Below are 24,720 nucleotides of genomic sequence, written 5' to 3'. Positions count from 1 at the left end.
TGAGCTATGAGTTGTTCGGCCGGGTGAGGTCGTAGATGACCGCGCCTTCGACGGTCATCGGCGAGTAGTGGGTCGCGACGTATTCGGTGATTTCGGCGGATTCCCGACTCCCGCTCACGGCGTGACGACCGAACATCATGCGGCTGCCGATGAAGTAATGAATCCGGCGCGCGGCGACCAGCGAGCGGAACTCCTCGAGCGTCGGCGCGGGGTCGGTGCCGTTGAAACCGCCGACCGCCATCACCGGGGCGCCGACGGCCAGTTGGTAGCCGGCAGCGTTGTTCGAGCCCACGACCGCCGCGGCCCACGTGTAGGCGCCGGCATCCTTCCGCAACGCCGCGGACAGCGCGGGTCCCGGCGTCGGCGCGTTCAGCAGTCCGGGCGGACCGCCGAAACCGCGGCCGGACGGACCGACAGCCGGGATCGCACCGCTGTGCGGCGTCGCCGCGGTGGCCACGGAGTAGACGGCCGGTGCGGCCAGACACGACGCGACGGCGAGCACGGCCACCGCGGCAGCCGTCGACCGCGGCAACCTCCCCGCGACGAGAAGCAGAACCGCCGCCCCCACTCCGCCGACCGCCACCACCGCGCGCAACCACGGCAGCCAACCGACGTTCCTGCTCAACAGAACCGCCGCGAGGCAGACCGTGACCGCCACGGTGCTTGCCATAGCTGTCGCCACGCTGATGTCGAAACGGTTGTGCCACATGAGGTTTGCACCGATGCCGATGCAGGCCGCGATCGCGGGTGCGAGAGCGACGGTGTAGTACGAATGGATGATGCCGCCGGCGAAGCTGAAGACCACGGCCGTGACGATCAACCAGCCGCCCCACATGATCAGCGCGGTTCGCAGCGGGTCGGTGCGCGGACGCCGGCGGACGAGGACGAGCCCGGCGGCCAGGCAGATCAACGCGGCCGGTAACAGCCACGCGATGCCCTGGCCCATCGCGGGACCCAACAGCCGACCCCAGCCGACGTCGTGGTTGAGGTTGCCCAAGCCGCCCGGCTCGTCGCCGGTGATGCGACCGAACCCGTTGTAGGCAAACGTCAATTCGATGATGCTGTTGTGCTGCGACCCGCCGATGAAGGGCCGCGACGACAGCGGCCACGACTCGACGAGCAGCAGATACCAGCCGCCCGAGACCACCATGGCCGTGGCGGCCGAAAGCAGGTCGAGCAACCGTCGCGGCCAGGGCCGGCTGCCTCCGATCAGATATCCGACGACGAACCCCGGCAGCACCAGAAATGCCTGCAACATCTTGGCGAGGAAGCCGAAGCCGACCGCACCGCCGGCGGCGATCAACCACCACCGGCTGGCGTCCTTCTCGCAGGCACGTTGCATGCAGTAGGCCGCGGCCACGAGCATGAGCACCAACAGGGCGTCGGGGTTGTTGAAGCGAAAGATCAACGCCGCCACCGGCGTCAGCGCCAGGATGGCCCCAGCCAGAAGGCCCCCGCCACGGCCGGCGATCCGGCAGACCGCCGCGTACAGCAACCCGACCGCGGCGACGCCCTCGAGCGCCTGAGGAACGAGCACGCTCCACGGGTTGAGCCCGAACAGCCGCACCGAGATGTCGATGAGCCACAGCGCCGCGGGTGTCTTGTCGACCGTGATGGCGTTCGCCGCGTCGCTGGACCCGAACAGCATCGCGGTCCAATTGCTCGCACCGGCCTGCGCCGCAGCCGAATAGAAGGCGTTGGCCCATCCACTCGCCGAGAGATTCCAGAGGTACAGCACCGCCGTCGCCGCCAATAGGACGGGCAGCCCGAGACGGACGTGGTTGCGATCTGCCCATGAGTTCCGGCGTGCCGGGGTGACTCGCGTCTGCGCACGCGGAGAAACGAGGGCGGTCACCGGTTCGAGTGTCGCCGCGAAAGCTAGGTTCCGGTCTTGGGCCCGCTGTGCGCCGGCTGTGAATCGGGGAGGCTGACCACGAAACGTGTGTCGCCGGGGGCGCTGTGCACGTCGATGGTGCCGCGGTGTGCCCTGACGACGGCCGCGACGATCGCCAGGCCCAGGCCCGTGCTGCCACCGCGGCGCGATCGCGACGAGTCGCCGCGCGCGAACCTCTCGAAGATCTCGGGCTGCAACCAGGCCGGGATGCCGGGGCCGTCGTCGGCCACGGTCAACACCACGCTCCCGTCCGACTCGACGCTCAGTGACGTCGTCACCGAGGTGCCGGGCGGGGTGTGGGTGCGGGCGTTGGCGAGCAGGTTCCCGAGCACCTGATGTAGCCGCGCTTCATCGCCGATCACCATCACCGGCTCCTCCGGAAGATCCAACGACCATTGGTGTTCCGGCCCGGCGATGTGCGCGTCGCTGACCGCGTCGACGATCAAGCGCGACAGGTCCACGGGCTGCCGCTCGAGCGGACGGCCGGTATCGAGACGCGCCAACAGCAGCATGTCCTCGACGAGCTGGGTCATCCGGGCCGTCTCCGATTCCACCCGGCTCATGGCGTGGGCGACGTCGTCGGGTACGTCGTTGCGTTTGCGTTGTGCCAGTTCGGTATAACCACGAATGGCCGCCAGCGGGGTGCGCAGCTCGTGACTGGCGTCGGCGACGAACTGGCGGATCCTCGTCTCGCTGGCGTGCCTCGCGGACAGCGCGGACGCGATCCGATCGAGCATCCGGTTCAATGCGGAGCCGAGCTGGCCGATCTCGGTGTGCGCGCTGGCCGGGTCCACCCTGACGATCGGTGTGGGCAGGCGTACTTCTCCGCGTTCGAGTTCGAGGTCGGCCACCTGTTGCGCCGCATCGGAAACCTTTGCCAGCGGCGCGAGTTGGCGCCGGATGATCAGTATTCCGGCGGTGGTCGCCCCGACCAGCGCCGTGGCGCCCACCACGCAGAAGATGATGGCGACGGTCAGCAGCGTGTCGTCGACGTCGGACAGCGGCAATCCGGTCACTATTGCCTCACCGGGGCGATGCACGTGAAGAGCGAGGACCCGGTAGCGGCCGAGTCCGTCAACGTCGACCGTCGTCGGCGCGCCGTCGGCGACCTGCGCCAGCTGTTGCGCCGCAGTGGCGCTGATCTCGCTTCGTGTGCCGTCGGCGGTGATGACCCCGGCATCGACCGGGGTGCCGTGCGAGATCACCGCGCCCAGCGTGCGGGCGGCCTGTCCCGGCGCGTTGAGGAAGGCGGGTCCCGCCCCGGAGTCCTGTCGGAAGATCATGCGTTCGCGGAACCCGGGCCGCGGAAAGCCGGGCGGTGGAGGTGGCGGGCCGAACTCGAACAGGCCCGCCGAGCGCCGACCCGTCTCGAGCAGACGCTCGTCGAGCTGATTGGTCAGAAAGTGTTGCAACGCAAGCACCGTGCCCACCCCGACGGCTGCGCACACCAACGCGAGGAGTACGACCTGGGATGCGAGAAGCCGGGCACGCAACGACCACGTCCGCGGGGAACGGATCCGCGTCGACGGCCCGTGTCCGGGTCCGGACGGCCCGTCAGCGCGCGGGCTTGAGGACATACCCGGCTCCGCGCAGGGTGTGGATCATCGGCTCACGCCCGCTGTCGATCTTCTTCCTCAGATACGAGACGTACAGCTCGACGATGTTGGACCGGCCGCCGAAGTCGTAACTCCATACGCGGTCGAGGATCTGGGCCTTGCTCAGCACACGTTTGGAGTTGCGCATCATGAAGCGCAGCAGTTCGAACTCGGTCGCGGTCAGCGTGACCAGCTCGCCACCGCGGGTCACCTCATGGCTGTCCTCGTCGAGCACGAGATCACCCACCACGATCTTCGCCCCGCCCGATTCGCTCGCCACCCCGGTGCGCCTCAGCAGCGCCCGCAACCGCAGCACCACTTCCTCGATGCTGAACGGTTTGGTGACGTAGTCGTCGCCGCCGGCGGTCAGGCCGGCGATGCGGTCCTCCACCGAGTCCTTGGCAGTCAACAGCAGCAGCGGCAGGCCGGGTATCTGCTCACGCAGCTTGCGCAGCACGTCGAGCCCGCTCATGTCGGGCAGCATCACGTCGAGCACGACGACGTCCGGTGGCGTCTCGCGCGCCGATGCGATGGCCGACGCCCCATCGGCCGCGGTCGCGATCTCCCAGCCCTCGTACCGCAGCGCCATCGACACCAGTTCGGCCAGCACCGGTTCGTCGTCGACGACCAGCACGTGGATCGGCTTCCCGTCGGCTCGGCGCATGACGACCCGCCCGGTGTCCTGCTCGCCGACGCCTGAGGAACGGGAGATGGCCACGGGCCCATTATCCGCAGCCGCCATGTGTGGCTTCTGTGCGATTACTATGTGCGAGCTGTGGGCGGACCCCCAGCAACGACTGATCCGTCACACAGCGCGCGCACGTCGACCGCAGGCACCGTAGAGGGCGTGAGTCTCGACACGACCGGCCCGACTTGGGGTGCACCCGAGCCGGGACAGCCGCGGTGGGGCCGACGCCAGACCGTGCTGGCGGTGGGCGTCGCCGCGGTGATCGCGGCCCTCGGCGGAGCGACGATCTACGCGGCCACCGATGGCGGTTCGTCAGCTGGCGGCCCGGCGTCCCACGGCATGCCCGGCGTCAATCCGCCGCCGTGGTCGAACGGCGGGCCACCCGGGGTCAATCCGGCACCGGAACTGCACGGCGAATTCGTGCTGCAGCAGGGTGCGGGCGGGTTCATCACGGTCGTGGGACGCGAACCGACGGCACGCCGATGGCCACCAGCATCAGCACGCAGCGAAATTAAGCCGTGGGCGGCGGTTCCGCGGTAACCGGGGGCGTGGCCACCGACGTCGTCGGGGTCTCGGGAGCACCCGTCTGAGTGCTGGTCTCGCCGGTCGTGATCTCCGAGGTGGTCACCGGGCCCGGGGTAACGGGCGGTTCGTCGTCCTGAGCGGCGGTTGTGGACGCGAGCGAGAATCCGCCCATCGCCAGAAGGGCGCTGGTTCCGACCGCCGCCGAGAGCACCTTCACCTGTTTCGTGTTCAATTCGACCTCTCCGTCTGGTCCGGTGGGCGCGACCGGGGTCACAGCCCGTTGAGCAGCACGTACAGGGATCGCCGTCGAACCCTTGACGTGCTGGATAACCGAACGGGAGGGGCGTGAAACGGATAGGCGTGCTCACTTCGCGGCGAACGGCGCCTTCCCTTTGATTGTCGGCTCCGCCTTCCCGACCGCCGGCGAAGCAGACGGTGTGGTCTGAGTGACGGTCGCGCCGACGGTCATCGCGGGCATCGCGATCGGCGGGGTGCCGGCGGTGTCTTCGACCGTCATTCCGAGCACGGCCATCGCGGCGATCGCGCCGCCGCCGATCGCGGCCGAGACCGCACGGATCCTGGTACTGCGCCGCGCCCTGTGACGTGCCATCTCAATTCCTCCGTCCGTGGTTGCCCAGTCGCCCCATCGGCGCGGCCACCGGAAATCGCAGATGTCTCTCGACTGAACCAGCCGAAACTGGACGCTCGCTGCGACCCCGGTGCAAGTTCGCCAAAACGGCCAGCTCGGCGCGCTGCGAAGGCCCGCATCACGGCCATCGGAGCCGTCATCTCCTAACCTGAGCGCATGCAGCCGACGGACGGATCCTCCGCATGACGCGGTTTCTGGCGCGCCGGCTGCTCAACTACGTCGTGTTGCTGGGGTTGGCGTCGTTCTTGGTGTTCCTGCTCGCCTCGTGGCAGTTCGACCCCCTCGAGAGCCTGGAGAGCCGCAACCCACGCCCGCCCCAGACCGTCATCGACGCCAAGCGTGTCGAACTGGGCCTCGACAAGCCCGTGCTCGAGCAGTACGTCCACTGGGCGTCCGGGGCGGTCCGCGGCGACTTCGGCATGACGGTCGGCGGGCAGCCGGTCACCAACGAGCTGTGGCGCCGAGTGGGGGTGAGCCTGCGGCTGCTGGTGATCGGCTCGGTCGTCGGCACCGTCATCGGCGTGGCCGCCGGGGCATGGGGCGCCATCCGGCAGTACCGCCTCAGCGACCGCGTCGTCACCGTGCTGTCGCTGCTGGTGATCAGCACACCGACATTCGTGTTGGCCAACCTGTTCATCCTCGCGGCGCTCGGCGTGAACAACGTGTTGGGCGTGCGGATATTCGAGTACACCGGTGAGACGTCGTCGTTTCCCATCGAGGGGGCGTGGAACCAGTTCGTCGACCGGTTGCAGCACCTGGTGCTGCCGAGCATGACGCTCGCGATCTCCTCGATCGCCATCTACAGCCGATATCAGCGCAACGCGATGCTCGACGTGCTCGGGCAGGACTTCATCCGCACCGCCCGGGCGAAGGGGCTGACGCGGCGACGGGCGTTGGTCAAGCACGGCTTGCGGACCGCGTTGATTCCGATGGCGACGTTGTTCGCCTACAGCGTCGCGGGTTTGGTCACCGGCGCGGTGTTCACCGAGAAGATCTTCGGCTGGTACGGCGTCGGCGAGTGGATCGTCACCGGCATCGGCAACCAGGACATCAACATCGTCGCGGCGATCACCGTTCTGTCTGCCGCGATGATCCTGTTGGCGGGCCTGCTCTCCGACGTGGTGTACGCGGCGCTCGATCCGAGGGTGCGGGTGTCATGACCGAACCCGTCACGAGTGAGACCTCGACCACCGCGCAATCCGGGTTGAACGCCGCCGGTTTCGCATCGCGACGGTCGCTGGTGTTCCGCCGGTTCGTGCGCAATAAGCCCGCGGTCGTCTCTCTGATCCTGTTGGCTCTGTTGTTCATCGGCTGCTACGCGCTGCCGCCGCTGTTGCCGTACAGCTACAGCGATCTCGACTACTTCGCATTGCAGCAGCCGCCCAGCCCCGACCACTGGTTCGGCACCAACGCGCTGGGGCAGGATCTGTTCGCGCAGACGCTGCGGGGCATGCAGAAGTCGATGCTGATCGGCGTGTGCGTCGCGTTCATCTCGACCATCATCGCCGCGACGGTGGGCACGATCGCCGGCTACTTCGCCGACTGGCGGGACCCGGCCCTGATGTGGCTGGTCGACCTGATGCTGGTGGTGCCCAGTTTCCTGCTGATCTCGATCGTCGTGCAACGCACCAAGGGTGACATCGTCTGGATGATCCTGCTGCTGGCGGTGTTCAGCTGGATGATCAGCTCGCGGATCGTGCGCGGTATGACGATGAGCCTGCGTGACCGCGAATTCGTCGCGGCCGCACGCTATATGGGCGTCAGCGACTGGCGCATCATCGTCCGTCACATCCTCCCGAACGTCGCGTCGATCATCATCATCGACACGGCGCTCAACGTCGGCGTGGCGGTGCTGGCCGAAACCGGGCTGAGCTTCCTCGGCTTCGGCATTCAGCCGCCCGACGTATCGCTGGGCACGTTGATCGCCGACGGCACGAAATCCGCGACAACGTTCCCGTGGTTATTCCTGTTCCCGGGTGGCGTTCTGGTGCTGATCATCCTGTGCGCCAACCTGGTTGGTGACGGCTTGCGCGACGCGTTGGACCCGGGTGCACGTCAGCTCCGGAGACGCAAGCGATGAGCCTGCTCGAGGTCCGCGATCTCACAGTCGCGTTCCCGACGGATGCGGCGCCGGTGAAAGCGGTGCGCGGCATGAACTTCGACGTCGGCAAGGGTGAAGTCGTCGCGCTCGTCGGGGAATCCGGTGCGGGCAAATCGGCCAGCGCGATGGCCGTGGTCGGCCTGCTTCCCGACTACGCCGACGTCTCCGGTTCTATCCGGCTGAACGGCAACGAGCTGATCGGGCTGTCCGATCAGCGGATGTCGGCGATCCGCGGCAGGACCATCGGCACGGTGTTTCAGGACCCGATGTCGGCGCTCACCCCCGTCTACAGCGTCGGCGACCAGATCGCCGAGGCCATCGAGATCCATCAGCGCGGCATCGGTCGGCGGGCGGCCCGCAAGCGGGCGGTGGAACTGCTGGACTTGGTCGGCATCAACCAGCCCGACCGTCGCGCCAAGTCGTTCCCGCACGAACTGTCCGGAGGCGAGCGCCAGCGGGTTGTGATCGCGATCGCGATCGCCAACGATCCCGACCTGATCATCTGCGACGAGCCGACGACCGCCCTCGACGTCACCGTGCAGGCGCAGATCCTCGAGGTGCTCAAGACCGCGCGCGACGTGACCGGCGCGGGCGTCCTGATCATCACCCACGACCTCGGGGTGGTCGCGGAGTTCGCCGACCGCGCGCTGGTGATGTACGCGGGCCGGGCGGTCGAAGTGGCCGGCGTCGAGGAGCTGTACCGCGACCGGCGCATGCCCTACACCGTCGGGCTGCTGGGCTCGGTACCCCGCCTCGACGCGGCGCAGGGTTCGCGCCTGGTGCCGATACCGGGTGCCCCACCGTCGATGGCCGCGCTGCCGCCGGGCTGCCCGTTCGCGCCGCGGTGCCCGCTGGCCATCGACGACTGCCGCGCCGCCGAGCCCGAGCTGCTGCCCATGGACTCGTCGGCCGGCCATCGCGCCGCCTGCATCCGCACCGAGCACGTCGTCGGTCGCAGCGCCGCCGACATCTACGGCGTGTCGACAGCCCCGCCTGACACGCCGTCCGAGGCCGACGCGCTCGTGGTGGTACGCGTGAAGGATCTGGTGAAAACCTACAAGCTCACCAAGGGTGTGGTGTTTCGCCGCCAGGTCGGTGAGGTGCGTGCGGTCGACGGCGTCAGCTTCGAACTGCAACAGGGCCGCACGCTGGGCATCGTCGGGGAGTCCGGCTCGGGCAAGTCGACGACGCTGCACCAGATTCTGCAGTTGACCGCGCCCGAAGGCGGCTCCATCGAGGTGCTCGGTAAGGATGTGGCTTCGCTGGACCGGCAGGGGCGGCGGGCGTTGCGGGGCGATCTGCAGGTCGTGTTCCAGGACCCGGTGGCTTCGCTCGACCCGCGACTGCCAGTGTTTGATGTGCTGGCCGAACCGTTGCAGGCCAACGGTTTTGACAAGCGTCGCCGAGAGGAACGGGTCGGCGAGCTGCTCGGCATCGTCGGACTGCAGCGCGAAGACGCCGCCCGCTATCCGGCCGAGTTCTCGGGCGGGCAGAAGCAGCGCATCGGCATCGCGCGGGCGTTGGCGCTGCGGCCGAAGATCCTGGCCCTGGATGAGCCGGTGTCGGCGCTGGACGTCTCGATCCAGGCCGGCATCATCAACCTGCTGCTCGATCTTCAGCAGCGGTTCGGGCTGTCCTACCTGTTCGTCTCGCACGATCTCTCGGTGGTCCGCCACCTCGCCCACCGGGTGGTCGTGATGTACAAGGGCACAGTGGTCGAACAGGGCGACGGCGACCAGGTGTTCACCGACCCCGCGCACGACTACACCCGCCGGTTGCTCGCCGCGGTGCCGCAACCGCATGTGAATCGCAGCTAAAGTCGGTGCGCATGAGCACCCGAAGGCGAGCGCGAGTGAGGATCGCTGCGAAGCGACGACCGGCGGGAGCGGGAGCCGAGGCAAGAATCTTTCGACGCCTCGCTGCGGCAACCGCCATCACCGCACTGACCTTGACCGCATGCTCCGGCGGTTCCGAACAGCCCCCCTCGGCGGGCGGCGAGGCGACGGTCGGGACCACCAATGACATCAACCCGCAGGACGTGGCCAACCTCCAGCAGGGCGGCACCCTCCGACTCGCGCTCAACGACTTCTCGCCGAACTTCAACCCGTTGCACATCGACGGCAACACCGGCGACACCAACTCGGTGCTGAAGCCGACGATGCCGCGCGCGTTTCAGATCGGGCCCGACGGCTCGGCCACCGTCAACACCGACTACTTCACCAGCGTGGAACTGACGAGCACCGATCCGCAGGTCGTGACGTACACGATCAACCCGAAAGCAGTGTGGAGCGACGGCACACCGATCACCTGGGAGGACATCCAGTCCCAGATCAACGCCACCAGCGGCAAGGACGACCGGTACGCGATCGCCGCCACGAACGGCAGTGACCGGGTCGAGAAGGTCGAGCGCGGCGTCGACGACCGCCAAGCCGTCATCACCTTCGCCAAGCCCTGGTCCGACTGGCGCGGCATGTTCGCCGGCAGCACCGTGCTGCTGCCGAAGAGTTCGACGGAGAATCCCGAGGTCTTCAACAAGGGCCAACTGAACGGCCCCGGAGCGTCGGCCGGTCCGTTCATCGTCTCCAACCTGGATCGCGGCGCGAAGCGAATCACGTTGACCCGCAACCCCAAATGGTGGGGTGAAAAGCCGCTGCTGGACAGCATCACGTTTCTCGTCCTCGACGACGCCGCGCGCATCCCCGCGCTGCAGAACAACACCATCGACGCCACCGGACTGGCGACCCTCGATGAGATGCAGATCGCGCGGCGCACTCAGGGCGTGAGCGTCCGCCGCGCGCCCGGCCTGGCCTGGTACCACTTCACGTTCAACGGCTCCCCCGGTTCGATCCTGGCCGACCCTGCGCTGCGCCGCGCGATCGCCAGGGGCATCGACCGCAAGACCATCGCCGAGGTCACACAGCGCGGGCTCGCCGACAATCCGGTACCGCTGAACAACCACGTCTTCGTCGCGGGCCAGGAGGGCTACCAGGACAACAGCGGCGAGGTCGCCTTCGATCCGGAGAAGGCCAAGCAGGAACTCGATGCGCTGGGCTGGCGTCAGAACGGCCAGTTCCGCGAGAAGGACGGGCGCCAGCTGGTGATCCGTGACGTGCTGTTCGACTCGCTCAGCACCCGGCAGTACGGGCAGATCGCGCAGAACAACCTCGCCCAGATCGGGGTCAACCTCGAGCTGGACGTCCGGCCCGCGGCCGGCTTCTTCACCGATTACGTCACCGTGGGCAACTTCGACATCGCCCAATTCTCATGGAGCGGCGACGCTTTCCCGCTCGCCAGCCTGACCCAGATCTATCGGACCGGAGCCGAGAGTAACTTCGGCAAGATCAGCAGCCCGCAGATCGATGAGAAGATCGAGCAGACCGTCGGCGAGCTGGATCCCGGCAAGGCCCGGCAGCTGGCCAACGAGCTGGACAAGATGCTGTTCGACGAGGTGTTCAGCCTGCCGCTGACCCAATCGCCCGGAAACATCGCGGTGCGAAGCAATCTTGCGAACTACGGGGCGTTCGGCCTGGCCGACGCGGACTACACGAAGATCGGCTTCATGAAGCCGTAACGCCTCTGCGTCCCAGGACCTTCGTCGACACCTTCGGGGGCTTAGGTCCTTTCGTGAAAGCAGGGGCTTCATCCGGCTGATGTGCAGCCGTAGCGTCGATGCGGGAGCCGACGATGACTGCATTCATGCGCAATACCGACGCCTTCACCTGGGCGATGGAAACGGACCCGCGGTTGAGGTCGACCGTGGTGACGGTGATTCTGCTCGACGCAGTTCCGGACTGGACCCAGTTGCGCGGCCGGTTCGACCGGATGAGCCGCATGCTGCCGATGCTGCGGCAACGAGTCGTACCCTCGCCGCCGCCGGCGCCGCCGCGATGGGAGCCGGCCCCCGACTTCGACCTCGACTTTCACATGCGGCGGGTGACCGCTCCGGATCCCGGGACCGTGGACACCGTGCTGGAGATGGCCCGACTGGCGGAGATGGCCGACTTCGACAGGGCCCGTCCACTCTGGGAAGTCACGCTGATCGACGGTTTGACGAACGGTGCGGCGGCGGTGGTGTGCCGGTTCCACCACGCGTTGACCGACGGCGTCGGTGGCATCCAGATCGGCATGATCTTGTTCGACCTCGAACCGCACCCGGAAGACGACCCACCCTCGCCCGAAGTCCCGCCTCCGCCTCCCACCGACTCGTGGCTCGGCGCGTACCGTGATGCGCTGCGCTACAACGCAGGGATGGCCGGCTCGGCCGTGAGTACCGCGGTCAAGTCGGCTCCTAAGTGGCTCCAACGAGGGATTCGAAACCCCCTCGCGACGCTGGGTGCGGCAACGGCGACGGCCGTGTCGGTCTACCGCACGGTGCGCCCGGTGAACAGCACGGGGTCACCCTTGATCACCGAGCGGAGCCTCGTCCGCCGGCTCGGCGTGCACGAGGTCTCACTGCATCGCCTCCGCGAGGCGGCGCACCGGTGTGACTGCGCGCTCAACGATGCCTTCGTCACCGGAGTCACCGGCGGTTTGCGTCGCTACCACGAAGAGCACGGTGTCGTCATCGACGAGCTTCACCTGACCATGCCGATCAACCTGCGGACCGCGGGAGAGGAGATGGGCGGCAACCGGATAACGTTGATGCGGTTCGACGTCCCCGCCGGGCTTGCCGATCCCGCACAGCGGATGCGCGAAATCCACTCCCGGACAAGCGGAGTTCGTCACGAGCGTTCGATTCCTCACACTCAGACGATCGCCGCAGTGCTCAACATCATGCCTCGCTGGTACATCGGCTCGATCCTGCGCCACGTGGACTTCGTCGCGAGCGACGTCCCAGGCATCCCCGTGACGGTGTACCTCGGCGGTGCACGGGTCACCGCTCAGTACGCATTCGGCCCGACTATCGGCACGGCCGTCAACGTGACGTTGTTGACCTATGCCGACACCTGTCATCTCGGCCTGAACGTCGACACCGGCGCGATACCCGATTACGACCTCTTTCATCGGTGCTTGGTCAAAGGGTTCGACGAAGTCCTGGCGCTGGCGGTCTGAGCCCGTAGCGCCTTAGGCTCTCGGTGAGCCAAAGCAGTGTTCGCGGTGCGGGCCGTCGGTAGAACAAACGCCATGACAACGGCCGATCTCCCCACACGTGCACTTCCGGGAACACCGGAGTGGACGCAGCTGCTCGCCCGCATCGCCGAAGGCGCCAGCGACCGAGACCTCAACGACGAAAACCCCTTCGACGCGGTCGCCGCGTTGAAGAATGCCGGCTTCGGAACTCTGCGGCTGCCGGCCGACGCCGGTGGTGCGGGTTTCACCGTGCCACAGCTGTTTTCCGCCGTGATCGACGTCGCGCACGCCGACCCGATCGTCGCGCACATCTTCCGCACCCACTTCTGGTTCGTCGAGGAACGGCTGCGCACGGCCGATCTGCCGACATCGCAGGCGTGGCTGGAGAAGGTCGCCGCGGGCAAGGTCTTCGGCAATGCGTTCAGCGAGAAGGGCTCGCTGGCCGTCGGCAGCCTGGTGTTCAAGACCCGGCTACTGCCAGACCCCGCCAATCCGGGCGCGTATCGACTCGACGGCGAGAAGTTCTACAGCACAGGGACGTTGTTCTCCGACTACCTCACCGTGACGGCGACGACCGACCACGACTCCGTCGCCAACGTGGTGGTGCCCGCCGACCGCGAGGGTGTCCGCATCATCGACGACTGGGACGGCTTCGGCCAACGCCGCACCGGCACGGGTACGACCGTCTTCACCGATGTCGCGGTCGCGGCGGACGAGGTGCTCAGCGACACGCCCTACGACGCCGAGCCGGTGCCGACGGTCCAGTACGCCTCGCTGCAATTGTTCATCCACGCGGTGGTGGCCGGCATCCTCGAGTCCGTCGTGGACGACGGTGTCGCACTGCTGCGTTCCCGCGACCGCAGCTTCAGCCACGCGCTGACCGAGCGGCCCAGCGACGATCCGCTGTACCAGAAGCTGCTCGGCGAGTTGGCCAGTACAGCCTACATCGCCAGGGCAGCGGTGCTCGACGCGGCCACCGCGATCTGGGCCGCGACGGCGTCCGAGGTCGACGGCGTCCCGGATGCCGACCTCGCCGCCGAGGCGCAGTTGAAGGTCGCGAAGGTGAAGGTGCACCTGGACCAGGTGGCGCCCGAGGCCGCGACGCGCTTGCTCGAACTCGGCGGGGCCAGCGCCGCCAGCCGCAAGCGCAACCTGGACCGGCACTGGCGCAACATCCGCACGATCACGTTGCACAACCCGGTCGTCTACAAGGCCAGGGTGATCGGGCAGAACCTGCTGCACGACACCCCGATTCCGTCGAACGCGTACTTCTGACCCCCACCCACCCAAGCGATTTGTGCGTGATTTCGATCGCTCAGCGATCGTTTTCACGCACAAATCGGTTTTCGAGGAGTGCTCAATGTCGCGTCAACTACACCTGGGCGGTTTCCAGATCGCCTCACAGGTCACCCATTCGCATGCGGCGTGGCGTCATCCCGGAAGCGACACCGGGTTCACCACGCCGGAGTACTACCACCGCATCGGGCGCATTCTCGAGCGCGGCAAGTTCGACTTTGTGTTCTTCGCCGACCTGCTCGCCGCACCGATCCGCTTCGGTGACGACATCACCGAACCGTTGCGCCGCGGCACCCAGGCGACGGCGACGTTGGACCCGTCGATCGTCGCGGCCAGCATTGGTGCGGTGACGTCCAAGCTGGGTGTCGCGATCACCAAGTCCGCCACGTATTTTCACCCTTACGAGCTGGCGCGCATCTTCGCCAGCCTCGACCACATCACCCGCGGCCGGGTGGCGTGGAACATCGTCACGTCGCTGACACAGAGCGAGGCACAGAACTTCGGCCACGACGACCATCTCGACCACGAGTTCCGCTATGAGCGCGCCGACGAGTTCGTCCGCACCGCCCTCGAGTTGTGGTCGAGTTGGGAGTCCGACGCGCTGGTCCTCGACAAGAAGGACGGCATCTTCGCCGACCCGTCGCGGGTCCGCGCCGTCGAGCACGACGGCCGGTTCTTCAAGACGCGCGGCCCGCTGAACGTCCCACGCTCACCGCAGGGCCGGCCCGTGCTGATTCAGGCCGGCTCGTCGAACACCGGCAAGGATTTCGCCGCGCGGTGGGCGGAGGCCATCTTCGAGATCGACCCCACACCCGAGGGCAGGCGGGCTTACTACGACGACATCAAGTCGCGCGCTACCGATTTCGGCCGCGATCCGGACAAGGTGCTGATTTTCCCGGCGTTCATTCCGTTCATCGGCGAGACCGAGTCGATCGCCCGCGAGAAGCAGGCGTTCCACAACGAGTTGGCCGATCCGATCTCCGGGCTCATCACGCTGTCCGTGCACACCGACCACGACTTCTCGGTCTACGACCTAGACGCTCCGGTCGAGGACGTCCAGGTGACCGGGACACAGGGCCTGTTCGACACGGCGCGGCGGGTCGCCAATCGGGACAACCTGACCCTGCGCGACATCGGCAAGTGGTACGCCCAGGGTGTGCTCCTGCCCCAATTCGTCGGTACCGCAGAGCAAGTCGCCGACCAGATCGAGGAGTCGTTCACCGCCGGTGAGGCCGACGGATTCATGGTGTCGGCGGCGCAGACGCCGGGCACCTTCAACGACTTCGCCGACGCGGTCGTCCCCGAACTGCAGCGGCGTGGGCTGTTCCGCACCGAGTACACGGGTGACACGCTGCGCGAGCACCTCGGGCTCGGCGACGTCACGTTCGCACCGGCGCAGCGGTTGCAGTCGGTGAGCTAGTCGGCAGTCAGGCGCGGCCGCAGCCGCTCCGGCGCGATCGCCACCCCGGTCTCGAGGTCGTCGATCAATGTTTCGGCGTAGTCGGCGAGCCCTGTGACGTCGACGCCGTGCGTGGCCGGGCCGTAGTCGGCGAGGCCGGCGCGCGCCCGGCTCAGCACGCCGAGCGCCCCCTTCGCGTTTCCGCGTTGCACATGGGTGATGCCGACGGCCAGTTGGGCCAGGCTCTGCCAGAGCAGGCGTTCGTCCGGGGCGCCGTTCTTCCACGCAGCCTCGAACACTTCGTGCGCGTGAAACGCCATCCCCTTGTCGAGAAGCTCCTGCGCGTAGGCGACGGTCTCGGCCGGTGGTAGGTCGAGGTCGTCGGGGATCCGCGCGACACCCTCGCTGCCGTGGGGCAGCGGCCGCCCCAACCCGTCGCGGGGGCGGGTGTTGCGGGGACGCCCGGCTTCGTCGCGGTCGCGCTCGGCCATGGCCTCCATCTTGGCACCGCTCACGCGCGGAGCAGTTCGGCGGCCTTCTCCCCGATCAGCACGCTGGGTGCATGGGTATGCCCGCGGATGATCGTCGGCATCACCGAGGCGTCGGCGACGCGCAAGCCCTCGACGCCGCGCACGCGCAGTTGCGGGTCGACCACGCTGGCGTCGTCGCGCCCCATTCGGCACGTCCCCACCGGGTGATACAGCGTGTGCGAGAACGTGGCCAGCGCCCGTTCGAGCGTCTCGTCGTCGAGGGTCGCCGAGTCGAGCGGTCTCGCGATCTTGCCGATGACACCCTCGAGCGCGGGCGCCTGCGAGATCGTCGCGCAGATGCGCAGACCGGCCATTACGGCTGCCCGGTCGATGCCGCCGGGGTCGGTGAGATACCGCGGGTCGATGATCGGTTTGTCCCTCGGGTCGGCCGAACGCAGTTCGATGGTGCCGCTGCTCTCGGGTTTGAGCAGGATCGTTCCGAGCACGACGGCGTGGTTGTCGTAGGGGTCGCCGATGCCCTCCTCGAAGAACGGGGCAGGGGCGAAGATCAGCTCGAGATCGGGCAGTGCGAGATCCGGACGGCTCCGAACGAAACCGTAGGCCTCCCCCACGTTCGAGGTGAGCATTCCACGGCGCCGCAGCAGGTAGTTCAGCAGCTGAAGCGGCTTCTCGGCGGCGAAGAGGCTGTCGTTCGGAACATCGAAGCCGAGCGCCGCGATGAAGTGGTCGGCCAGGTTGGCGCCGACATCCGGGGCGTGGACCAGCGTCGAAATGCCGTGCTCGGCCAGCCGTTCGCCATCGCCGATGCCCGACAGCATCAGCAGCTGCGGGCTGTTGATGGCACCGCCGCACAACACCACCTCGCGCCGGGCCTTGACGACGCGACGGGTGCCGTTCTGCTCGATCTCGACGCCGACCGCGCGGCGGCCGTCGAACACCACCCTGGTCGCCAGCGCGTCCGTTTCGAGTGTCAGGTTTGCGCGCTTGAGGGCCGGTTTGAGATAGGCGTCGGCCGCGCTCCATCGCGCACCGCGGCGCTGGGTGACCAGTGTCTCGCAAAAGCCTTCGGGCGCAGCCTGGTTCGGCTTCTCGATACGGTAGCCACACTGCTCGGCAGCGGCCAGCCATTTGGCGGTGGAACTGCGCGGGCTGCGCTGCTTGCTGATGGACAGCGGCCCCGCTTCGATCTTGCGCAGGTATGGCTCGAGATGCGCATAGTCCCACTGGTCGCCGGCCGCCTCGCCCCACTCGTCGTAGTCCGCGGCGAATCCGCGCACCCACATCATCGCGTTCATCGACGACGAACCGCCGACCATTTTGCCCCGCGGCCAATAGATTTCGCGGCCGTCGAGCTCCTTCTGCGGTTCGGTCAGATAGTCCCAGTCCACCGGGCTGCGGAACAGCTTGACGAAGCCCGCGGGGATGCGGATGAACTTGTCCTTGTCGTGGGGACCCGCTTCCAGCGCGACGACCCGGACGGACGGATTCTCGCTCAGGCGGGCCGCCACCACCGACCCGGCGGAGCCCGTTCCCACGACGACGTAGTCGGCTTCCATCCGCCGGAGTCTAGGTTTTTCGGGGCGGACAAACGGGCGGTGTCGGAAATCCGTCCGAAACTCGTCAGCGTTCCCTAGGGCCGGCGCCGCCGCCACAGCCGGTTACGCCGTCAGCGCGATGTGTTCGGCGCCGTCGACGGCCGCGTACCTCTGGGGGCTGCACGTCAGCACGATCACCTGCCCGTCGCCGCCAACCGCGTTGAACACCGCACCCATCTTGACCAGGCGGTCGGGGTCGGTGAAGCCGAGCGCGTCGTCGATGACGACCGGCACGGTGTCCTCCTTGGCCACCAGCGCCGCCCCTGCCAGCCGTGCCACGATGCCCAGCTGCTCCTTGGCCCCACCCGAGAGTGAGTCGTATGGCACCGTGCGGCCGGACAGCGTGCGGGTGCAGATCCGCAGAGCACTGTCGACCTCCACCTCGAAGCTGTCGCCGAACACCATGCGTCCCAACCGCTCCACCTCACCGCGGAACGGGTCGACGTAGCGCGAGCGGGTGGATTCGCGGTGCCGTGCGATCACGGACCGCAACAGCTCGGCGGCCTTCGCGCGGCGCTGCACCCTCGAGTACTCGTCGAGCGCGTGCTCACGCTCGGTCGCGGCCTCGTCGAGCTTGCCCTTGCGGCCTTCGGTGCCGGACACCTTCAACCGCGCACCGACCTCGCGCAGCTCCTCGACCACGTCGTCGCGGCTGGCCGACAAGGCCTCGGCGCGGCGCGTGGCCTCCTGGAGCGTCGCGGCCACGGCGTCGGGTGCGGCGCGGCTCAGCTCCTCGCTCAGGTCGGCGACCAGTGCGGCGGCCCGCTGTGCCTCCTCGGCGTGGGCCTGCGCCCGCAGCGCCAACTCGTCGTCGCCGACGCTGGCCCGCTGACCCTCCAATCGTTCGCGGGCCAGCGCGAGCTCGGACCGGGCGCCGGCCAGCTTCTCGCGCAGCACTGTCGTACGAGTGTCGCTCTCTCCCAGGCGCTTAGCCGCCTCCTCGGCGACCTTGCGATGCTTCTCGCACTCGGCGATCGCCTGCTTCTGGGCGGCGGTCGCGGCGTCGAGCTCGGCGCGGGCCGCGTCGGAGTCGACCTCGAACAGCTCCGTGACCTGCGGCTGACGCGCGGTGAGGTCGGCAAGACGTTCCCTGAGCCGGTCCGCCGATCGGTCACCCGTCAGCGCCTCGACGGTCGCGCACAGCCGATCCCTGGTCGTCACCAGCTGTTGACGCCGCTGATCGAGGGCACGTGCCTCGGCGACGTCGGCGACGCCGCAGGACGTCAGCGCCGACGCCAGAACCTCCTGTGCGGCATCGAGTTTGGCTTGTGTCTCGGAGGCCGGTGCGCCGGGCAGCAGCCGAGCGGTCAGCAGGTCCGGCACTTCGAAAGCGGTTTCGGCGGTGACGCTGGCGGTCCACGTCTCCCCCGCACCGAGCGTGACCGTCTCGCCGGCTACGCGCACCTCGACGTCGGCGCTCGCGACCAACTCGATGTGCGCCGACGCCAACTCGACCTGTGCCGTCACGGCGTCGACGGTCGCCTTGGCCGACTCGATGGCGCGCATACCCTCGCCGGTCAACCGGATCTGCGCGAGGTCGCCCTGCACGCGCTCGAGTTCCCGTTCAGCGGTCTCGATCTTCGACAGTTGCGCGGCGATCCGGTCCGCCTCGTCGCGGTCGGCGAGCCGTTGCACGGTTCCTCGCGCCGCTTCGACGCGAGCCTGCGTGGCCTCCAATGCATTTCGCGCCTTTTCGGCGGCGGTCTCGGCGAGCTCAGCCACCTCGACCGCGGTCGTGTGATCGTCGCTGGCCTGGGTGGCGGCGGTCTCGAGCTCGGCCATCGCGGCGGCCCGCTGCTCGATGTCGGCACGCAACCGCCTGCGCTCGTCGACCGCGGTGCGCGACGTGTCGTGGTTGGCGTGAGCGGCCGCGGCGACCAGCTCCGCTTCCTTGAGCTGCCCCTTCAGCCCAGCGACCTCTTCGGCGGCCTTCTGCGCGTCGGCGACCTGTTCGGCCGCGGCCGCGCGTTGGGCCGTCAACCTGGCCAGCTCGTCGGTGAGGTTGGTGTGCCTGCGCACCGCCTCGTCGACCTCCGCGACGGACGCCGCCGCCTCGGCCAACGCGTCCTCGGCCGCTCGCAACCGGTTGGTGGCGGCCGCCCACTCCCCGGTGGGCCTTCCGGTGCGGGTGAAGTAGCGCAGGTATTCCTCTTCGACGCGGTCGACCAACAGCGGTTCGGCACCCGAGAGCGCCACCGCCTCACCGGCGGCCACGTCGAGTGCGCGGGACAGCGCGTCACATCCGGACAAATCCACGGCCGCGGTGGACCCCGACTGCAGCACCCGCTGCGCCTGCCACAGGCAGGTGTCGACGGTCTCGTCGAGCATGGCCCGCACCCGGTCGTGCGCCTCGTCACCGGTGAACTGCTGGCGCCGCGGCTCGAGGATCGTCAGCTCGGTCGAGAAGCGCTTGTGGAACCGCTTGCGGTACACGAATCGGTATGGGCCCGTGGAGATCTCGGCCTCCACCTCGGCGCCGACGTCGGCGTGTGTCGGCTTGACCTCTTTGACCTCTTTCTTCCCCGACCGGTCCTTGGCCTCGATCAACAGGTCGAGCGCCTCGATCATCGAGGACTTGCCGATCTCGTTGGCGCCGCTGACGATCACCACGCCGCGATCGGGAAACTCGATCTCGCGGTGCGTGATTCCGCGGTAGTTGGTCAGGACCAGGCGGTGCAGTTTCACGCCACACCCCGATCCGACAGCCGCAGAAGCAGCGCCAGGGCGGCACGCGCGTCCTCGGCCGCCTCACCGTCCGACCGTGCGGTGGCGACCAGTTCGTCGACGGCCGATGCGGCGAAGCCGCCGATACCGAGGTCGTCGAACTCGCCGTCGGCGGGGATGACCGCGATCTCGCTCTGTTTCTCGTCCACCCGCAGCGCGGCGAAGAGCCGGGCGTACTTGTCCAGGCACGCGTCGAGCGCGGCCTTGTCGGTGACCGTCAGTGATCCGGTCAACGCGAGACGCACGACGATACGTTCCTTGTCCGGCAACAGATCGAGATTGATGTCCAGGTCGGCGACGTCCCGGTCGTTGTCCACGCCGCGGCGCAGCGTGACGAACCGCCAGCGGCCCACCTTGCGCGGTTCGACGTTCACCGGATGCGCCGGATCGGTCTCGTCGATGTCGACGACCAGTACGTGTCCGGAGTCGACCTCGATGTCGTCGTAGTTCGTGACCTCCGGCGACCCGGAATACCAGATCCGTCCCGTGGCACCGACCTGCATCCGAGAGTGCTTGTCGCCCAGCGCCACATAGTGCACGGCGCCCCTGTTGACGGCCGCCTCCAGCGCCGCCAGGCGGATCAGGAAAGCGCGGTCCTTGTCGGGCACGAAGATGTCCACGCCGCCGTGGCCGACGACGATGCGTGTCGCCCCGTCGGCGGGCAGATCCTCGAGCACGCCGGCCACGGGGTCCGACGACGGTACCTTCGAGGTCCACGGCGCCGCCACCAGTTCCAGTCCGGGCCGTACCTCGTGCACACCGGCGCGGTCGAGGACGGACACGTTGTCGGGGCGCTCAGCGAGAAACAGCGGGCTGGTGTAGACCGAGGACGCGTCGAGCGGGTCGTGGTTGCCGGGCAGGAGGTACACGGGAACGCCGATGACGCGCATGACTTCCAGCGACTGGCTGACAACTCTGGGCGCGAGTTGGTTGTGCTCGAAAACGTCGCCGGCGACGACGACGAACTCCGCGCCGGCGTCGGCCGCCACCCGCCCCAACTCGACCACCGCATCGCGGCGCGCGGCCGAATAACGGGGCTGCGCCTCGCCATTGAGGAAGTACCGCGTCATGCCGAGTTGCCAGTCGGCGGTATGCACGAATCGCATCTCAGCGCGCTCCTTCCCCTCGTGTCTTTGCCGGGCATCGCGAGTGTAGGGCGGCACCCCGACAAGTCCCGGGAGGTGCGGCGGCATGCCTTACCGTTAGTCCGGTGACCGACCGGTTCCGCACGCTGCTGTTGCTCCGGCACGCCAAGTCGGATTATCCGGCGGGTGTCGGCGACCACGACCGTCCGCTGGCGCCGCGGGGTGTGCGTGAGGCGGGGCTGGCCGGCGACTGGTTACGTGCTCACGCCCCCGCCGTCGACGCCGTGCTGTGTTCGACCGCCACCCGCACCCGCGAGACGCTGGCACGCACCCGGATCGCCGCGCCCGTCCGCTACCTCGACCGCCTCTACGACGCGACGCCGGGCACCGTGATCGACGAGATCAACCGGGTGCCGTCGCACTTCGACTTCGAGGTCCAGACGCTGCTGGTCATCGGCCACGAGCCGGCGATGTCGGGGGTCGCACTCGGGCTGTCCACGGTGGACGGTAGCAACATCACTGCGGCCGAACAGATCTCGATGAAATTCCCGACGTCGTCGATCGCGGTGTTGCGCAGCGGCGATCCGTGGGAGGGGCTCGCGCTCGACGGCGCCTCGCTGGTCACCTTCCACGTACCGCGCTAGGCGGCGTCACGCACGGGTGGCGAGCGTCAGCTCCATCAGCTTCAGCGCCATCTTGCAGGCGTCGATCCCCGGCGACTGCGGATTGATCCACCATCCGACGACACCCGCGGCGTCACTGGCGACGCCGCAGGCACCGTTCGGGTCGTTCGGACGCATCACGATCGATTCGATGCCGGCCACCGAGCGGTTCTCGATCTGATAGTTGAGCTTTTGGGCCACCTCGCGCTCGTTGTCCAGGCTGCCCTGCTCGAACCAGAACCGGGTGATGTCGATCAGACCCTGTGGATTGGCCGCCTGCCAGCGACACACCGCCCCGACGAACGTGCTCTGGATGTCGAGGGGGTCGGCGCCCACGGTCTCGGCGAGGATGTCCTCGGTCAGCACCTCGCACTCTTTGAGCAGGTTCGGGTACTGCCGCTCGGAGTCCTGATTGCGCGGGCCGCCACCTCCCGAACCCGACTTGGCCGCGGTGCCCTCGACGGTCTGCGTGCAACCGGTGAGCAGCGACAGCACGGCCAGCACAGCGATGAGGCCGGCACCGAGCCGACGAGCGAAGGCGGTTGTCATTCGGAATTCACAATCGATTGACGGGTCAGTTCCTTGGCGACGTCACACGGTTCCGGAAACGGCTTGCTGGCGAAGCTGACCGACCACTCGATGAAGTCGTCGTCGAACTGAATGCCGATCTCGCACAGGTTCGTGCCCAGGAGCGGGTCGTCGCCGACGGCGATGAAGCCGTCGTGACCCTCGATGTTGATGTCCTCGACGCTCGTGCGCGACAGTTCCTCGGTCTTGCGCTCCCGGCCGATGGGGCTTCCGCGGAACCAGCTGAACGAGAAGTGCGGGCCGAGGATGCTGCCGCCGGCCAGCCACTGGCATCCGACCGAGTTCTTCGCGGTGGCCACCAGCCCCGGCACGCGGGTCAGCTTCATGACCTCCGCGTCGCCGATGCCCCCGCATTCGGGGAAGAACGGACCGTGCGACGCGTCCGCCGCGGGCGTCGGATTGTCGTCGGGCACCTGTGGGCCGGTGGGCTCGGAATCCGAGCATGCGGCGGACAGCGGGATGACCACGGCGGCCGCGACGGCCAGGCAGCGGGTCATGCGCGTGCTGTGAGTCACGCCATGCACTGTAGCGGCCGCTCTTGGGGTCAACCACCGACATGCCGGTTGACCAGCCCATATATCGGATGTGCGACAGTAGCGGGATGTTATGGGCGCTGCTGCGACAGTACGCGCGGCCATACCGGGCGCTGCTCGCCACCGTCGCCACGCTCCAGTTGGTCAGCACGCTCGCCTCGCTGTACCTGCCGACGGTCAACGCCGCGATCATCGACGACGGCGTCGCGTCCGGGAACCTGCGCAGGATCGTCGAATTGGGCGGCGTGATGCTCGCCGTCACCGCGCTGCAGGTGGTGTGCGCGGTCGGCGCGGTGTACTTCGGGTCTCGAGCGGGCATGGGGGTCGGCCGCGACCTGCGGGCGGCGGTGTTCAACCACGTGACCGGGTTCTCAGCCGAGGACACCGCGCGGTTCGGTGCGCCGTCGCTGCTCACCCGCACCACCAACGATGTGCAGCAGATCCAGTTGCTGGTGCAGCTGACGTGCACGATGCTGGTCACCGCGCCAATCATGTCGATAGGCGGCATCTTCATGGCTGTGCACCAGGACGCGGGGCTGTCCTGGCTGCTGTTGGTCAGCGTGCCGATCCTGGCCTTGTCCAACTACTGGATCACGCGCCACCTGCTGCCGATCTTCCGCCGCATGCAGCGCCTCGTCGACGGCTTCAACCGTGTGATGCGCGACCAACTCTCCGGCCTACGGGTGATCCGCGCATTCGCCAGGGAACCGTTCGAACGCCGCCGGTTCGCCGACGCCAATTACGCGCTGGCCGACACCGCACTGGAGGCTGGCCGGTGGCAGGCGCTGATGCTGCCCACCACGACGTTGGTCATCAATATGTCGAGCGTGGCGCTGATCTGGTTCGGGGGGCTGCGCATCGATGCCGGCCAGATGCAAGTCGGTTCGCTGATCGCGTTCCTGGCCTACTTCATGCAGATCCTGATGGCAGTCCTGCTGGCGACGTTCATCCTCGTCATCATCCCGCGAGCGTCGGTATGCGCCGAGCGCATCTCGGAGGTGCTGTCGACCACACCGCAGATCGTCAGCCCCGAACGGCCGGTGCGACCGTCGAAGATTCGCGGTGAGATCCAGCTGGACGCCGCGACATTCTGCTATCCGGGCGCTGAACGCCCCGTCCTGCAGGATGTTTCGCTGACCGCACTTCCCGGTACGACGACCGCGGTGGTCGGCTCCACGGGGTCGGGCAAGTCGACTCTGGTATCGCTGATCTGCCGGATGTATGACACGACGAGCGGTTCGGTGCGAGTCGACGGCGTCGACGTGCGCGACTACGACCCCGAGCAGCTGTGGTCCGTGCTCGGGTTGGTGCCGCAGCGCGGATACCTGTTCTCCGGCACGGTCGCCGACAACCTCCAGTTCGGTATGGCCCCTGGACAGGTGGCCACCGAGGAACAGATGTGGGAGGCCCTGCGGGTGGCCGCCGCCGACGATTTCGTGCGCGCGCATGCCGACGGCCTGGGCATGCGGGTTGCGCAGGGCGGCGCGAACTTCTCGGGCGGACAGCGACAGCGGTTGGCGATCGCCCGTGCGGTGATCCGCAGGCCCGCGGTCTATCTGTTCGACGACGCGTTCTCGGCACTCGACGTCCACACCGACGCGCGCGTTCGTGCCGCGCTGCGGGAAGTGTCAGCGGAGGCGACGGTTATCGTTGTCGCGCAGCGCATCTCGACCGTCATCCAGGCGGATCAGATCGTCGTCATCGATGACGGCCGCATCGTCGGGATCGGCACCCACGAAACCCTGTTGGCGGACTGCCCGGAGTACGCCGAGTTCGCGGACTCGCAGTCGCTCTCGAGGGTGGGTGACACGCGGTGAGTGCCCCG

At 67.9% G+C, this 24,720-nt stretch carries 21 protein-coding genes; 10 read left to right on the top strand and 11 right to left on the bottom strand.

Translation table 11 applies throughout. The features are described 5' to 3' along the window. Positions 1-4: 4 nt before the first annotated feature. The 3 genes from A5650_RS20535 to A5650_RS20525 all read right to left on the bottom strand — a co-directional run bounded on the left by A5650_RS20535 (position 5) and on the right by A5650_RS20525 (position 4,153). Positions 5-1,765 (bottom strand): ArnT family glycosyltransferase, encoded by a 1,761-nt coding sequence (locus A5650_RS20535; protein ID WP_231992688.1) that lies wholly within the window; start codon positions 1,763-1,765, stop codon positions 5-7. A gap of 113 nt (positions 1,766-1,878) precedes the next feature. Then, positions 1,879-3,471, bottom strand: coding sequence for a sensor histidine kinase (locus A5650_RS20530; protein ID WP_067295893.1), 1,593 nt, complete (start codon positions 3,469-3,471; stop codon positions 1,879-1,881). Then, complete coding sequence (locus A5650_RS20525) at positions 3,449-4,153, bottom strand: response regulator transcription factor (protein ID WP_067295949.1); 705 nt, start codon at positions 4,151-4,153, stop codon at positions 3,449-3,451. The genes A5650_RS20530 and A5650_RS20525 overlap by 23 nt, the downstream gene beginning before the upstream one ends. Before the next feature lie 183 nt (positions 4,154-4,336). Here A5650_RS20525 and A5650_RS27175 point away from each other — a divergent pair, with 183 nt between their 5' ends. Beyond that, positions 4,337-4,717 carry a hypothetical protein gene (locus tag A5650_RS27175; protein WP_067295889.1) on the top strand — a complete coding sequence of 127 codons (381 nt, stop codon included), beginning with the start codon at positions 4,337-4,339 and terminating at the stop codon, positions 4,715-4,717. On the opposite strand, the gene A5650_RS20515 is transcribed toward A5650_RS27175, so the two are convergent. After that, positions 4,689-4,934, bottom strand: coding sequence for a hypothetical protein (locus tag A5650_RS20515; RefSeq protein WP_067088621.1), 246 nt, complete (start codon positions 4,932-4,934; stop codon positions 4,689-4,691). The two genes, A5650_RS27175 and A5650_RS20515, sit on opposite strands and share 29 nt — an antisense overlap. Positions 4,935-5,066: 132 nt before the next feature. After that, positions 5,067-5,312, bottom strand: coding sequence for a hypothetical protein (locus A5650_RS20510; RefSeq protein ID WP_067295886.1), 246 nt, complete (start codon positions 5,310-5,312; stop codon positions 5,067-5,069). 221 nt (positions 5,313-5,533) lie between these two features. Between A5650_RS20510 and A5650_RS20505 the strand changes: the two genes are divergently transcribed. The 7 genes from A5650_RS20505 (at position 5,534) to A5650_RS20475 (ending at position 15,238) form a co-directional block, all read left to right on the top strand. After that, complete coding sequence (locus A5650_RS20505) at positions 5,534-6,511, top strand: ABC transporter permease (protein ID WP_067295883.1); 978 nt, start codon at positions 5,534-5,536, stop codon at positions 6,509-6,511. Then, positions 6,508-7,431, top strand: coding sequence for an ABC transporter permease (locus tag A5650_RS20500; protein ID WP_067295880.1), 924 nt, complete (start codon positions 6,508-6,510; stop codon positions 7,429-7,431). Before A5650_RS20505 ends, A5650_RS20500 begins: the two co-directional genes overlap by 4 nt. After that, a complete protein-coding gene (locus A5650_RS20495) occupies positions 7,428-9,269 on the top strand; it encodes a dipeptide ABC transporter ATP-binding protein (protein ID WP_067295877.1) in 1,842 nt (613 codons plus the stop codon). The genes A5650_RS20500 and A5650_RS20495 overlap by 4 nt, the downstream gene beginning before the upstream one ends. Before the next feature lie 11 nt (positions 9,270-9,280). Further along, positions 9,281-11,023, top strand: a complete 1,743-nt coding sequence (locus A5650_RS20490; RefSeq protein WP_082950857.1) for an ABC transporter family substrate-binding protein — start codon at positions 9,281-9,283, stop codon at positions 11,021-11,023. Between the two features lie 113 nt (positions 11,024-11,136). Further along, positions 11,137-12,504, top strand: coding sequence for a wax ester/triacylglycerol synthase domain-containing protein (locus A5650_RS20485; protein WP_067295874.1), 1,368 nt, complete (start codon positions 11,137-11,139; stop codon positions 12,502-12,504). A gap of 72 nt (positions 12,505-12,576) precedes the next feature. Then, entirely contained in the window at positions 12,577-13,797 is a 1,221-nt protein-coding gene (locus A5650_RS20480; protein WP_067295870.1) for an acyl-CoA dehydrogenase family protein, read from the top strand. An 85-nt stretch (positions 13,798-13,882) separates the two neighbouring features. Continuing rightward, positions 13,883-15,238, top strand: coding sequence for an LLM class flavin-dependent oxidoreductase (locus tag A5650_RS20475; protein WP_067295943.1), 1,356 nt, complete (start codon positions 13,883-13,885; stop codon positions 15,236-15,238). Here the strand turns inward: A5650_RS20475 and A5650_RS20470 are convergent. From A5650_RS20470 to A5650_RS20455, 4 genes are all read right to left on the bottom strand, one after another. Then, the gene (locus A5650_RS20470; RefSeq protein WP_067295940.1) at positions 15,235-15,708 is read right to left on the bottom strand and encodes a DUF309 domain-containing protein; all 474 of its coding nucleotides are present in this window, start codon (positions 15,706-15,708) and stop codon (positions 15,235-15,237) included. The two genes, A5650_RS20475 and A5650_RS20470, sit on opposite strands and share 4 nt — an antisense overlap. 20 nt (positions 15,709-15,728) lie before the next feature. Next, positions 15,729-17,264 (bottom strand): GMC family oxidoreductase, encoded by a 1,536-nt coding sequence (locus A5650_RS20465; RefSeq protein WP_067295867.1) that lies wholly within the window; start codon positions 17,262-17,264, stop codon positions 15,729-15,731. 102 nt (positions 17,265-17,366) lie between these two features. Next, positions 17,367-19,988: an AAA family ATPase gene (locus A5650_RS20460; RefSeq protein WP_067295863.1), complete on the bottom strand. Its 2,622-nt coding sequence runs from the start codon at positions 19,986-19,988 to the stop codon at positions 17,367-17,369. Beyond that, entirely contained in the window at positions 19,985-21,133 is a 1,149-nt protein-coding gene (locus tag A5650_RS20455; protein WP_067295859.1) for a metallophosphoesterase family protein, read from the bottom strand. The genes A5650_RS20460 and A5650_RS20455 overlap by 4 nt, the downstream gene beginning before the upstream one ends. Positions 21,134-21,237: 104 nt before the next feature. Between A5650_RS20455 and A5650_RS20450 the strand changes: the two genes are divergently transcribed. Then, positions 21,238-21,756: a SixA phosphatase family protein gene (locus tag A5650_RS20450; protein ID WP_067295855.1), complete on the top strand. Its 519-nt coding sequence runs from the start codon at positions 21,238-21,240 to the stop codon at positions 21,754-21,756. Between the two features lie 6 nt (positions 21,757-21,762). Here the strand turns inward: A5650_RS20450 and A5650_RS20445 are convergent, their stop codons facing one another. Continuing rightward, the gene (locus tag A5650_RS20445) at positions 21,763-22,323 is read right to left on the bottom strand and encodes a DUF3558 domain-containing protein (RefSeq protein ID WP_067295853.1); all 561 of its coding nucleotides are present in this window, start codon (positions 22,321-22,323) and stop codon (positions 21,763-21,765) included. After that, positions 22,320-22,859 carry a DUF3558 domain-containing protein gene (locus A5650_RS20440; protein WP_156744225.1) on the bottom strand — a complete coding sequence of 180 codons (540 nt, stop codon included), beginning with the start codon at positions 22,857-22,859 and terminating at the stop codon, positions 22,320-22,322. Before A5650_RS20440 ends, A5650_RS20445 begins: the two co-directional genes overlap by 4 nt. 104 nt (positions 22,860-22,963) lie before the next feature. On the opposite strand from A5650_RS20440, the gene A5650_RS20435 reads away from it, so the two are divergent. Next, positions 22,964-24,712: an ABC transporter ATP-binding protein gene (locus tag A5650_RS20435; RefSeq protein ID WP_067295847.1), complete on the top strand. Its 1,749-nt coding sequence runs from the start codon at positions 22,964-22,966 to the stop codon at positions 24,710-24,712. Positions 24,713-24,720 lie beyond the last annotated feature (8 nt).

It is taken from the genome of Mycobacterium sp. 1164985.4, assembly GCF_001668575.1.
GTDB lineage: Bacteria > Actinomycetota > Actinomycetes > Mycobacteriales > Mycobacteriaceae > Mycobacterium.
Note: the sequence above shows the minus strand (reverse complement) of the source record. Positions and strands in the feature narration are given on the sequence as shown.